The organism is Citrobacter sedlakii NBRC 105722 (assembly GCF_000759835.1).
In the GTDB taxonomy this organism is placed as follows: domain Bacteria; phylum Pseudomonadota; class Gammaproteobacteria; order Enterobacterales; family Enterobacteriaceae; genus Citrobacter_A; species Citrobacter_A sedlakii.
In genome coordinates, this window is sequence record NZ_BBNB01000002.1 from 619,856 (window position 1) to 632,267 (window position 12,412).

Here is a 12,412-nt window from a genome sequence, read left to right on the forward strand (position 1 = left end):
TGACAACAGGTGAATCAATGTTCATTGAGTGCTCTCCGAAATTTAGTTGTGCTATACAACTATGTAGAGTGCGGTTGTCAACGAAGTTGTGATTGTGACCAGCCCCCAGTCTTAGATACGACCGTCAGTGAGTGATGTCGTTTTGCGTTGATGACGCGATAGGCTGAAACAGGCGACATATCCTTCTGAGTTAGCCGCCATTCCGCCAGAAAGAGCAGAATAACTCAATATCGGCCCGACACTTAGCTGCTACCTTAAGTAAGCATCATGCAAATGAGAGCAGTGGATATAAATCTCGCCTATCCGTGATGATCGCCTCAATTTTTTTAATAAAGAATACTGGTAATAATAAATACTTTTAGTCGAGCAATTAAGAATGGGTGCGATATTTCTTACGGACATACCGGAGAGGCGTTTACGTAACACGAATATTTCTTTCTCTGTTATCGGTACGACATCTTTCAGTACCACGCTTTGTCCATAAGACAGGCTATCCAGAGCAGAGACAAACGTCTTTATATCCTTGTCCTCAACCGACAGCAAGATCATATCTTTTTGTTTATTATGCCAATATTTCGCCAGTGAAGGCATGAAAAGATCAATAACCAACACAACCTTTAGGCCTGTCTTGTGCAGGTTTTCAAGCCAATCATCATGAATAAAGAAAATAACATTATCGATGCAAAAATTGACGAACAGGAATTCTTCTACTCGATTTATCACGTTTGTTTCGGTAATCAGATGGGCAAGAGAATAAGTGAACAGTGGATTATTATCTGGCCACACATTGAGGGTTATTGCCTCATGAGGTTGTGCTTTAAAATGTGTATCCATACCTTGTAACAACATACCCACCGGTAATATAAGATATTTTCCCCGGCATACCAGAAATCATCATAATGGCCTTCATAAATTGAAATGCCATTCCTTTATAACATTTATGAATCAGAGCAGACAGCAACCGTCAATGTTGATATCTGCTCTCTATTCATCAATGAAATATATTAAATTATGGACAACGGTACACCGCTCCGCTTAGCGTCACATTGGTTTGCTGACTTGAACCACTGCCATTGTAGGAACTGCCGGTTTGCCCTGCGCGTTGCGTTAGCAGCACAACAACATTTCCGCCCATTTTCCAGGCCTGATTTTTCATATCATTCCGCGCGCCTGTTTCGAGGTTACTGTTCGAGGTCCAGCCTCCGGTAAAAAAGTTGCCCTGGCTGCCAGTGATGTCGCCTAACCACGAACACTCTTTTCCAGGCTCGTTATGAGTCATACGAACCCGCTCCGCCCCCGAATGTAATGAGTTAGCGCTACAGGCGGTTAAAAACAACGTAAAAAGAGCTGGTAATATATATTTCATGGATAAACCTTAATTTCTTTAATATGATTTTACTTATCCCCACTCCCTGGGAGTACCATTTTTAAAAGCGATAGCCAACGCTTACGCCAAACGTATTGGCATCGACAGAAAAGAATTTTGACGCTTCCCAGGAAAGATCAAGCGATAGGTTGGTTAACGGGTTAAATATTACCCCGGCCCCGTATGCAAACGAATCATCCGTTGATTCGTATGAGTGAGTATTTTTCATTTTCATTCTCGCCATACCTGCGTTGCCATACAGGCTGATGTAATCATTAAAGCGATAAGTTGGGCCAAACATTACCGAACTATAATCAATGGTATCGGTACTCTCTTTTTTTAACTTTACTGATTGCCAGCTATAGTGCTCTATTTCGTGGCGAGTCGCCGTTAATGCACCAATAAAGCCCCAGCGTTCATCAAACTCGTAGCGATATTTTATATTAAAGCCATGAAGATCTTTGCTGTTCGAGCTTTTTAATGCGCTCAGATGTGTTTGAGCATACCCCATTGATACCGTATGTGTTCCACTAGCCATACTCTGAAATGAGGCTAACAGACCAAAACAAATAATTACAGCGCCACAAAGTCGCGTAGACATGGATAAATACTCCCTCTTTATCTTATTGAAAAAAGCATTAATTAAGGCCACTGAAACGACTTCTGATGTCCGTTTGCAGCAGCGAAAATATAGCTAATCAGAGCTGATAAAGTCTGGAAGAAGATCTTACAAAAATCATAATCACACACTGCTGCTTTTGAACAGAATCAGAATGATTGATTTTAAAGACATACATTTCAATAAGTAACAAAAGATGTGTCATCTTACAGCTTGTCACTCTCTTATCATACTGATACCGAGATGCCCAAGGGATTCCTGAGCAAATCAACTCGCTGTACATACGTTATAAATCTGACGATTAAGCGAAAAAAGATAGGTTTTCTCGCCAATGCGTTGAATTCGTAATTCGTTGAGGGCCCCTGGATGGAGCAGGCGAAAATAGGAGAACAAATTTCCGACATTGTCATCAGGAAATATTTTTACAGAATCGATCTCAAACGTAAAAAGATCGTCAGTGATGCGGCGAAGATTTTTCATGTAAACATCCCGATATAACAGGCTATGCTCATTATTTTCCTGTTTTACATCATGCTGTAACGTAATACGTTGCGTTTTGAAGTCGATGACAATATCCCCCGCAACGGTTATCCCCTTCGCCTGTATATTGCTTATCGTTTTAGTGGCACAGAAAAAATCGCCCGTAGAGGGATGACTGACAGCGTGTTTCTTTATTACCTGCACCCATAACATCACGGAGACGAGAATAAAGAATACTGTTAATATTCTTAATAACGTTCTTTTAGGGTAATGCATTTTGGCTCCGCTACGGTGAGTGGGTTGAGGCACTGGACGAAGATATGGGTATCCGGCACTCTGATGTAGTAAATATGACGCCCATTCTGCTTAACCACCGGAATAGTTAATTCAGAAAAAGCCGCAGCCACATCCCCGAAGGTCGTTTTATCGTTATTTACTTTATAAAAATAGTAACCGTCATGGGTAACGGGCGCTGAAAAGTAGGGATGGCTCTCCCACAAGCTGGCACCAAAACTCGCTATCATCAAAAACGCGGCCAGCGCCAGAAAAAGCCATTCTCTCCGGCCAGCTATAGATGATTTGTTGTGCTCATACGATGTCGGCGTTTCGTCGAAGGTTTCGGCTGAATGTTCCGCCGGTTCAGCGGGAGTTTGTAGGGAGGCCCCAGGCTTCATGAGCGTGATGGATAAAACCAGCTCAACGCCGACTTTGGGCCGCGTCACCACAGATGAGGACGGTAGGCCTATTTTGTCGAAAGTATTACGTAACTGATTGATGAGCTTATAATAGCTGGCATCAGATACTACAACGCCCTTACGCCCCCAGACCCAGCCGATTAAATCATCCTTTTTGAATAACCCCTTATAGAAAGCAAGCAGCAAATTCGTTTCGGATTCTGAAATGCTCATCGTTTTATCTGAGTGAGTCAATGACATACGCTCAGAATCAAATATCACGCGATTGTCGATAAGATACTTTCGCTCGCTCATGGCTTCTTCTGCAATTTATTCATTGAGTATCCGATTTTGCCGTTGTACAGCCTTGCCAGGCACTGAGTAAAAGCCTTACGGAACCTTCAGCGTTCATATTAACACAGGTCAGCTCCAGACGAAATTGGACATGTAATAGCCCTTCCGTTATCAACACCCGCCACAATGCCCGTACAGACCGGCCATTACACAGCTATTAGTGCGTATTCACCGCGTTGGTGCTGGTCGTACAAACATTATATAAATGTCTGTTCAACGAATACAGATATGCATTCTGACCGATTTGGACAATATTCAACTCATTCACCGTACCGGGTTGAAGGAGACGTAGCCAGGAAAACATATCTCCGGTTGAATCAGCAGAAAATTTATTTACTGAACTGACTTTAAATGTGAACGTTCTGACACCTGTTCGGAGTAATTTACTGATATGAACATCCTGGAATAAAAGTTTTTCCTTATGATCCGCCTGTTCAACTTCATAATGAATGGCGATTCGGTCTGACTCAAGATCCAGCACAAACGTACCACGCAGTTTCATCTTCATGGGTTCAATATAAACTATTGATTTAGATGTACAAATAAAATTATCCACATTTATAACATTTCGCTGAACATTCCACCCGTTTCTGCCAAATATCACGATCAGCGCCAGCGCAATGACCGTCATCGTAATCAGTACTGTTCTTTTATGGTTAAACATTTTGGCACCACGTTTTCAATCGGATTTAAACACTGAAATAAAAGATTGATATCAGGCTCCCTGATGTAATAAAGATAATGACCATTTTGCGGGCCAGGTTTTAATGTCATCGATGTATATGCGGCGATGACTTGCTTGAATGTCACTTTATCCGTCTTCATTTTAAAGAAAATATAACCATCAAACTCGCCAAGCAGGGTGAATGCCTTATCAGATTTATTCCGTGTTGTATCGCTGGGAAAAATAAAAATGAGGATAATACCTATCAGCAATACCACACCGCTGGTGCAACAAAGTGCTCGCATGTTTTTACATTTAACCATAAACCGGTGCGACAAAAGGGCACGGAATTTTATTTTCAGCGCCCCATCATCGTTTTGTTGCTGAAGGTCGCACATTTCATCAGCGGAAGTCAGCATTATCGATAACGATATTCCCACCCGGGGATGTGTAACAATATCAGATGCGTGAAGCCCCACCCGATTGAAGTTATTTCGCAGTTGATTGATAAGTTTGTAATAGCTCGATTCAGAAACGCATCCGCTGCGATTTTTCCAGACATAATTGATTATCTCTTCTTTTTTATACAATCCAAGCCAAAAAGCCAGCAGTAAATGGCACTCTGACTCGGAGAGCCTGACTATTTTCTCTTGTCGACTTAATGTCATTCTGGCGCTATCAAATAGCACTCTGCCGTCTAACAAAAATTTGGTAGCGTTCATTATCACTCTACTTTAACGATAGGGTTCCTTCGTTATCTCTATGAATAACCTCTTTCTGCTAATGATCGGCCCGGCGCGCTGAAGTGTATAACAATAATAAAATAAGATATTCCGTCACTGTACTGAATTTTTATTATTGATCAATCAAACAGCATTGTCCTCTCATTCAAATGCACCCTACGTTCAGTCTAAAAAGAAGTCAAACAAGTAAGAAAAAAGTAAGATTTATTCAGCTTGCAGTAAGCACTTTTCAGATCTTTTTCCATAAACTTTTCCTTAGCACAAAGACCTTGTTAATACGTTGCCAGACAAGGATAACAGCTCAAAGCATACAGAACCGGCAGCATTGTCAGGTCTGACTCGTCTGTCACTTTGCCTCAACGGGGCAATCCATATTATTCGCCGAGCTTTTTATGAAAGTAAGTAAATTATTCATCGCTATTGTCACATCAATGTGTGCAACCGGTGCCCCAGCTGCAACCATTAATGATAACCAAGCGTTAAAGATAGATTCATTATGGGAAGAGCCGTGGATATTTATTGGTGATGAGACTGACGGCACCCTTAATATTTCTAATGGTGGTGATGTTCAGGCTGAGCTTTTCCAAATAGGGATACACGGTTCAACAGGCACCGTCAATATAACGGATGGCGGCAGACTGAACATTATCAAATCTACTTACAGCGATCCTTTACTGGTTGGCGGTAAGTCAGATTCAAAAAATCCTGATGGTTATGGGGTACTGAATATTAGCGGACCAGGAAGTATAGTTACGATTGACAAAAAAAATCGTTCTTTACAGGTTGGTAAGGGAAACGGAAGCGGCGTGCTAAATATTACTCAGGGAGGAAAGTTATTTCATCACGGTTCGGACAATACCTGGAGCGGGATATGGATAGGTAGCCGAAGAACGCCGCAATCTACGACATCAGGACGTATCTATGTTGATGGTCCGGGAAGTGAGTTAGCAACCGCAAGCAGAATTATAGTCGGGACCTATGGGTCAGGCACGCTGATAACCACTAATAGCGGTAAGACGCATGCTGACGCGAATATTCAGGTCGGGAATGAGCTGGAAACTGCCGGCTATGATAATCTGCTTCAGGTAGCCGGGGCCGGCTCTGTCATCTCGACGGACGCGACGCTGATTGTAGGTTTGGATGGAACAGCCACAGCGATCGCCTCCGATAATGGTCTGCTAAGCGCCAGAGAAATTATCATTTCCAAAGGAGACAGGAAAGGAGAGCTTGCCGTTGGAGCAAGGGCCGGCGAGCAGGCTGTCGCCGCCGGAAATATTAATACCAAAGAGATTATTTTCGGCTTCAGGGAAGGCGTTCTGACACTTAATCATGCCAGCGCTTTATTTTCTCTGTCGGCGAATTTGAGTGGCAAGGGCCGCGTCAATATGTTGAACGGCCTATCCGCGCTTGCCGGTGATAACTCGAATTTTCATGGCTATTTTTCTATCGACTCTCCGGCCCGCCTCTTAATAACGGACCCAAAAAATATTGGCGCCAACACGGTATTGCTTAACGGCGGCACGCTGTCCATAGAGACATCTCAGCGCTGGCGTTTTCTGAACAAATTAACCGGAGACGGCGTGCTTTCCGTTAACACAAACGGCAACGATTTTGTTTTTGACTCATCTCGTTTGACCGATAACTTCCGGGGAACGGTGGCGCTTCAGGATACGGCGTTTTCGCTGGCCGAAACGAATGCGGCAGCGTTAAAAGACCTGTCGATGAAAATGGGATCGGGAAGTTTGGTGAAGGTTGGCGAGGGTCGGCAAACCCTGGGCGGGCTCACGTTTGAGGGGGGAACATTGCTTGTTGGTGAAGTTAACCCGGGTCAAAAAACCTCCCCTGCTACGGTACATACCACCGGCCAGCTGGATATTTCGGGTCAGGGAACCGTACAGGTAACGAGAGGAACCACCTTCAGTAATGACAGGCCAATGCCTGATACCCTTATTCCCTTACTGGAACAGGATGAGAGTAATATTCTTGTGCGACTGGTATCCAGTGACGGCGGCGTTATCGGTCACGGTGGTAACTTAACGTTAACTGACCAGAACGCCCATGCGATCAGTGATACCGCTGAAGCCGACATTACCCAGCATGGCGCCGTGGTTGCGAATGCAACTTACGACTATCGTCTTACCCGCGGTGACCGTGATGACGGACTGTACGTCAACTATGCTCTGACCAATGTCGATTTGATGGGTAAAGAAGCTGATGCGCTTATCCTCAATGCGAACGGAAAAGGCGGTAATTCGGCCGATCTCAGCGCCACACTCACCGGCGACGGCGATCTGACGATTGACAGCCAGAAAGGCCAGACGGTAACGCTGTCGAATCTGAATAATGACTATCGCGGCGTCACCAACGTGCGCAGCGGTAATCTGGCGATGCTGAACGATAACGTGCTCGGGAATACCCGCGAGCTGAAGCTGGCTGGCGACACCGGGTTTGATATGCGCGGCCATTCGCAAACCATCGCCACGCTCACGGCAGAAAACGGCTCTCTAACCCATTTGAATGGCGGCCAACTCACGTTGACCAACGGCGGTAAGGCATCAGGCGTACTGGCGGGTAACGGGCAGCTCAACGTTGCGGGCGGAACCTTATCTATCTCTGGTAACAATCCCGAGCTGCAAGCAACGACCGCGATAATGCAGGGCGCGAAGGTAGTGCTGGATCATACACTGGGGGCGGGTACAGGCAATATCGTGGCCGCGGGAACGCTGTCCGTCAGCTATGCCGCAGGCCGTCTCTACAATAGCCTTAGCGATGCCGGACAGGTTGAGTTAATCGACAGCGATGTCGTGCTGGCAGGGACTAATCGGGCATTCTCGGGGCAGTTCACCGTTAATACGGGTTCACAAATGACGGCGTTAACGGCTGACAGCCTCGGCGCGGCGGAAGTTCATAACAGCGGATCTCTGGTGCTGAACGGCGACAACAACTGGCGACTGGATAATACCGTTTATGGTTCCGGTCGCGTAATCAAGCTGGGGACCGGGACGATCGCGCTGGGTGACAACGCCGCCTGGACGGGCCAGACGGACATCAAGCAAGGTGGCCTGTTGCTGGGTAACAACGCGTCACCGGCGACGCTTGCCAGCTCGCAGGTGGATATCGCTAAGCCGGGAATGCTCGCCGGTATTGGCGGTGTAGCTGGCAATATCACTAATGCCGGGACGCTACAGGTGGGTGCCCACCATGAGGAGAATCATCGGTTTACGGTGGGCGGAGACCTTATCAACAGCGGTTTGCTGGCCACCGGGTTCAAAGGTCATCAGGCCGGTAACCAACTGGTTATTAATGGTAATTATACCGGCAGCAAGGGGTATCTCACGATAAATACCGCACTGGGTGATGACCATTCCGTTACCGATGAACTGGTGGTAAAAGGGGATACCCATGGTGAAACCACTGTGAGCGTAGTCAATGCGGGCGGCACAGGTGCGCAAACGCTGAACGGCATTGAAGTGATCCATGTTGATGGGCACTCTGACGGCGAATTTATCCAGGCTGGCCGTATTGTGGCAGGCGCTTACGATTACAGCCTTGGCCGCGGTCAGGGGGAGAACAGCGGCAACTGGTATCTGACCAGTGGTAAGACTAATCCAGACCCGGCCCCTACTCCAGACAGGCATGACGATCTGCGTCCGGAAGCGGGAAGCTACATCGCAAACCTTGCGGCGGCAAACACGCTGTTTGTGACTCGCTTACGCGATCGCCAGGGCGATACACACTATATCGACGCGCTGACGGGCAAGGAAGCCATCACCAGCCTTTGGCTGCGTAATGCAGGCGGTCACACCCGTCAGCAAGACAGCAGCAGCCTGTTGGAAATGCAGGCTAACCGTTATGTGATGCAGCTCGGCGGCGACATTCTCGAGTGGTCATCTGACAGCGCAGATCGTTTCCGTCTCGGTCTGATGGCGGGCTACGCCAACCAGAAAACTCGGGCCGAAAACCAGCGTAACGGCTACCGCGCCGACAGCCGCATCAGCGGTTACAGCGTTGGCCTGTACGGCACCTGGCTGCAAACGCCAGAAGGCGCCTATGTCGATACCTGGGCGCAGTACAGCTGGTTTGACAACACCGTCTCCGGTCACGGCGTTAGCGTGGAGGCGTATGAATCAAAGGGCTTCACTGCATCACTGGAATCCGGCTACACCTGGAAACTGGCGCAGATCGGCGAGCGTAATGCGCTGTACATCCAACCGCAAGCGCAAATCATGTGGATGGGCGTCAGGGCCGACGATCATCAGGAAGCTAATGGTACCCGCGTGAAAGGCCGGGGCGAGGGCAACGTGCAGACCCGCGTCGGCGTGCGTCTGTTCGGCAAGGGTCATAGCCAGCTTGACGATGGTAGGGCTCGTACCTTCCAACCATTTATTGAAGCGAACTGGCTTCACAACAGCAAAGAGTTTGGCGTATCGATGAACGGTGACAATATCAATCTGACGGGCACCCGCGACGTGGGCGAGCTAAAAGCGGGCGTTGAAGGCCAGCTGTCGAAGTATGTCTCCCTGTGGGGCACCCTCGGTCAGCAGGTTGGTGATAAGGGTTACAGTGATACAAATGCCGTGCTGGGGATAAGGGTGACTTTTTGACTGTCTGGCAAGGGGCGTTTGATTGGTAACGTCGCCGCGTATTAAATGCGGAGGCACAAATCTGTCCCACAGGGGACATTAAGGGAAATATGATAGATGGATAAGCCATTGATTTAATGGTGCCGATAATAGGAGTCGAACCTACGACCTTCGCATTACGAATGCGCTGCTCTACCAACTGAGCTATATCGGCCCTGAAAGGACGTGTCCACGAGCGTGAACACGGGGTAGAAGGTTAAAACTAACCGGGCGATGCGTCAATGGCCTTGCGATTCAAATGCCTATTTTTGCATCATCCGGTTGGTTTTACGCACGAATCGTATCGTCGCCGATGCCGATCCACTTGTATGTGGTCAGCGCCTCGAGCCCCATCGGGCCGCGGGCGTGAAGTTTCTGCGTGCTTACCGCCACTTCCGCGCCCAGGCCGAACTGACCGCCATCGGTAAAGCGCGTGGAGGCGTTGACGTAAACAGCGGAAGAATCCACTTCATTCACAAAGCGGTTTGCGTTGTGAATCGTACGCGTCAGGATAGCGTCTGAATGTTGGGTACCGTGTTCGCGGATATGCGCGATAGCATCATCAAGATCGGCAACGATTTTTACGTTCAGATCCAGCGACAGGAACTCATCGTCGTACTCTTCCGCTTTCACTGCTACAACGTGTGCCGGACCCGCGCTCAACGGCGCAAGCGCGTTAGCATCCGCATGCAGCGTTACGCCGCTTTCAGCCATCTGCTGACTCAGCGCGGGCAGGAAACGTTCGGCAATGCCCTGATGCACCAGCAGGGTTTCCACGGTATTACAGGTGCTTGGACGCTGGGTCTTGGCGTTGACGATGATATTCAGCGCCGGTTTAATGTCGGCGCTGTCATCAACAAAAATATGACACACGCCGATCCCGCCGGTGATGACCGGGATAGTCGACTGCTCGCGGCACAGCTTGTGCAGCCCGGCGCCGCCGCGTGGGATCAGCATATCGATGTATTTGTCCATCCGCAGCATCTCGTTCACCAGCGCGCGGTCAGGGCTGTCAATCGCCTGAACAGCGGCTTCCGGTAAACCGCAGGCGTTAAGCGCTTGCTGGATAACGCCTACGGTTACCGCGTTGGTCCGATACGTCTCTTTACCGCCGCGTAGAATGGCGGCGTTGCCGGTTTTCAGACACAGCGAGGCGACATCCACGGTAACGTTAGGCCGCGCTTCATAAATCACGCCAATCACCCCCAACGGAACCCGGCGACGCTCCAGACGCAGTCCGCTGTCCAGCAGCCTGCCATCCATCACCTCCCCGACTGGATCGGCCAGATGGCATACCTTACGCACATCGTCGGCAATCGCCTTCAGACGCGCAGGGGTGAGCGCCAGACGATCGAGCATCGCTTCGCTCAGGCCGTTCTCACGCGCTCTCGCCACGTCCTCGGCGTTGGCGCTAAGGATGATTTCCCTTTGCGCTTCCAGCTCGTCGGCGATTTTTTCCAGCACGCGATTTTTTTCACGGCTGGAGAGCAGCGCCAGTTGGTACGACGCGGCTTTTGCCGCCTTGCCCATGTGTTCCAGCATCTGTCTGCTCCTTAGCGGGTAATCATATCATCACGATGAACGGCGACCGGGCCGTATTCGTAGCCCAGAATCGCATCAATCTGCTGTGAGTGGTGTCCGGCAATGCGGCGCAGCGCGTCGCTGTTGTAGCGGCTTACGCCGTGGGCGATGTCGCGCCCTTCCAGATTACAGATGCGGATCACTTCACCACGCGAGAAATTGCCTGTCACGCTTTTAATGCCTTTTGGCAGCAATGAGCTGCCGCGCTCCAGAATGGCGGCGGTCGCCCCTTCATCGACGCTAATTTCCCCGGCAGGCGGCGCGCCGAAGATCCAGCGCTTGCGGTTTTCCAGCGGCGAGGCCTGGGCATGAAAACGGGTACCCACGGAGAGACCTTCCATTACGTCACCAATCACGCCCGGCTTGCTGCCTGCGGCGATAATAGTGTCGATACCGGCGCGGCAGGCGACGTCGGCGGCCTGCAGTTTGGTGCTCATGCCGCCCGTTCCCAGACCAGAAACGCTGTCGCCGGCAATCGCGCGCAGCGCGTCATCAATACCATAAACGTCTTTGATCAGTTCTGCCTGCGGATCAGTGCGCGGGTCTGCGGTGAACAGCCCCTGCTGGTCGGTCAGCAGCAACAGTTTATCCGCGCCCGCCAGGATAGCCGCCAGCGCCGAAAGATTGTCGTTATCGCCCACTTTGATTTCAGCGGTCGCCACCGCGTCGTTCTCGTTGATCACCGGAACGATATTGTTATCAAGCAGCGCGCGTAGCGTGTCGCGGGCGTTAAGGAAGCGTTCACGGTCTTCCATATCCGCGCGGGTCAGCAGCATCTGTCCGACGTGAATGCCGTAAATCGAAAACAGCTGTTCCCACAGTTGAATCAGACGACTCTGCCCTACCGCGGCCAACAGTTGCTTGGTGGCGATGGTGGCGGGCAGTTCCGGATAGCCCAGATGTTCACGCCCGGCGGCAATCGCGCCAGAGGTAACGATAACAATACGATGTCCTGCGGCGTGCAGCTGCGCGCACTGACGAACAAGTTCTACGATGTGGGCACGGTTCAGGCGGCGCGATCCGCCCGTTAGCACACTGGTGCCGAGTTTTACCACCAGCGTCTGGCTGTCACTCATGATTCTCTGCCGTTCAAAATAGGGAAAATGATATCAAACGAACGTTTTAGCAGGACTGGCCCCGGTTGCCAACAAGCAGCGCACAAAGCATGAAATTTTGTTGCGCAGGATCAGCAAGCGTAGCGGCAAAGTTTGACGGTTTTATTACCGTGATAAATAAAACCTCTTTTTTAAAATTATTCTGACTTTGTCATAAAACTTTCATTGCAGAACGATAAAAACCATCCTGTTTT

General features: G+C 49.3%; 10 protein-coding genes, 1 tRNA gene and 1 pseudogene. 2 read left to right on the forward strand and 10 right to left on the reverse strand.

Features of this window, described 5'->3' with window-relative positions:
• Positions 1–249: 249 nt before the first annotated feature.
• The 7 genes from CSE01S_RS07260 to CSE01S_RS07290 form a co-directional block, all read right to left on the reverse strand.
• Positions 250–849, reverse strand: a complete 600-nt coding sequence (locus tag CSE01S_RS07260) for a helix-turn-helix transcriptional regulator (RefSeq protein ID WP_042286138.1) — start codon at positions 847–849, stop codon at positions 250–252.
• Between the two features lie 160 nt (positions 850–1,009).
• A complete protein-coding gene (locus CSE01S_RS07265) occupies positions 1,010–1,366 on the reverse strand; it encodes a DUF4156 domain-containing protein (protein WP_042286139.1) in 357 nt (118 codons plus the stop codon).
• A gap of 61 nt (positions 1,367–1,427) precedes the next feature.
• Positions 1,428–1,967: an Ail/Lom family outer membrane beta-barrel protein gene (locus tag CSE01S_RS07270; RefSeq protein WP_042286222.1), complete on the reverse strand. Its 540-nt coding sequence runs from the start codon at positions 1,965–1,967 to the stop codon at positions 1,428–1,430.
• 285 nt (positions 1,968–2,252) lie between these two features.
• Complete coding sequence (locus CSE01S_RS07275; RefSeq protein ID WP_042286141.1) at positions 2,253–2,741, reverse strand: hypothetical protein; 489 nt, start codon at positions 2,739–2,741, stop codon at positions 2,253–2,255.
• Positions 2,714–3,454 (reverse strand): winged helix-turn-helix domain-containing protein, encoded by a 741-nt coding sequence (locus CSE01S_RS07280; protein ID WP_042286142.1) that lies wholly within the window; start codon positions 3,452–3,454, stop codon positions 2,714–2,716. Before CSE01S_RS07280 ends, CSE01S_RS07275 begins: the two co-directional genes overlap by 28 nt.
• Positions 3,455–3,650: 196 nt before the next feature.
• Entirely contained in the window at positions 3,651–4,157 is a 507-nt protein-coding gene (locus tag CSE01S_RS07285) for a hypothetical protein (RefSeq protein ID WP_042286143.1), read from the reverse strand.
• The gene (locus CSE01S_RS07290; RefSeq protein WP_042286144.1) at positions 4,130–4,879 is read right to left on the reverse strand and encodes a winged helix-turn-helix domain-containing protein; all 750 of its coding nucleotides are present in this window, start codon (positions 4,877–4,879) and stop codon (positions 4,130–4,132) included. The genes CSE01S_RS07285 and CSE01S_RS07290 overlap by 28 nt, the downstream gene beginning before the upstream one ends.
• Before the next feature lie 452 nt (positions 4,880–5,331).
• Here CSE01S_RS07290 and CSE01S_RS23510 point away from each other — a divergent pair.
• Together CSE01S_RS23510 and CSE01S_RS07295 are read left to right on the forward strand one after the other, a co-directional pair.
• Positions 5,332–5,904: pseudogene (locus CSE01S_RS23510) on the forward strand (hypothetical protein); the annotation flags it as partial.
• A gap of 381 nt (positions 5,905–6,285) precedes the next feature.
• Positions 6,286–9,504, forward strand: coding sequence for an autotransporter outer membrane beta-barrel domain-containing protein (locus CSE01S_RS07295; RefSeq protein WP_233422693.1), 3,219 nt, complete (start codon positions 6,286–6,288; stop codon positions 9,502–9,504).
• 117 nt (positions 9,505–9,621) lie between these two features.
• Here CSE01S_RS07295 and CSE01S_RS07300 read toward each other — a convergent pair.
• The 3 genes from CSE01S_RS07300 to proB all read right to left on the reverse strand — a co-directional run bounded on the left by CSE01S_RS07300 (position 9,622) and on the right by proB (position 12,179).
• Positions 9,622–9,697 (reverse strand) — tRNA-Thr (locus CSE01S_RS07300).
• 113 nt (positions 9,698–9,810) lie between these two features.
• Positions 9,811–11,064: a glutamate-5-semialdehyde dehydrogenase gene (gene proA, locus CSE01S_RS07305; protein ID WP_042286148.1), complete on the reverse strand. Its 1,254-nt coding sequence runs from the start codon at positions 11,062–11,064 to the stop codon at positions 9,811–9,813.
• Between the two features lie 11 nt (positions 11,065–11,075).
• Positions 11,076–12,179 (reverse strand): glutamate 5-kinase, encoded by a 1,104-nt coding sequence (proB, locus tag CSE01S_RS07310; protein WP_042286149.1) that lies wholly within the window; start codon positions 12,177–12,179, stop codon positions 11,076–11,078.
• Positions 12,180–12,412: the final 233 nt, after the last annotated feature.

Bases quoted from the DNA above. Each gene is read 5' to 3' on its own strand.
- CSE01S_RS07285 (WP_042286143.1), bottom strand. From the start codon at position 4,157: ATGTTTAACCATAAAAGAACAGTACTGATTACGATGACGGTCATTGCG.
- CSE01S_RS07260 (WP_042286138.1), bottom strand. From the start codon at position 849: ATGTTGTTACAAGGTATGGATACACATTTTAAAGCACAACCTCATGAG.
- CSE01S_RS07290 (WP_042286144.1), bottom strand. From the start codon at position 4,879: ATGAACGCTACCAAATTTTTGTTAGACGGCAGAGTGCTATTTGATAGC.
- CSE01S_RS07275 (WP_042286141.1), bottom strand. From the start codon at position 2,741: ATGCATTACCCTAAAAGAACGTTATTAAGAATATTAACAGTATTCTTT.
- CSE01S_RS07280 (WP_042286142.1), bottom strand. From the start codon at position 3,454: ATGAGCGAGCGAAAGTATCTTATCGACAATCGCGTGATATTTGATTCT.
- proA (WP_042286148.1), bottom strand. From the start codon at position 11,064: ATGCTGGAACACATGGGCAAGGCGGCAAAAGCCGCGTCGTACCAACTG.
- proB (WP_042286149.1), bottom strand. From the start codon at position 12,179: ATGAGTGACAGCCAGACGCTGGTGGTAAAACTCGGCACCAGTGTGCTA.
- CSE01S_RS07265 (WP_042286139.1), bottom strand. From the start codon at position 1,366: ATGAAATATATATTACCAGCTCTTTTTACGTTGTTTTTAACCGCCTGT.
- CSE01S_RS07295 (WP_233422693.1), top strand. From the start codon at position 6,286: ATGTTGAACGGCCTATCCGCGCTTGCCGGTGATAACTCGAATTTTCAT.
- CSE01S_RS07270 (WP_042286222.1), bottom strand. From the start codon at position 1,967: ATGTCTACGCGACTTTGTGGCGCTGTAATTATTTGTTTTGGTCTGTTA.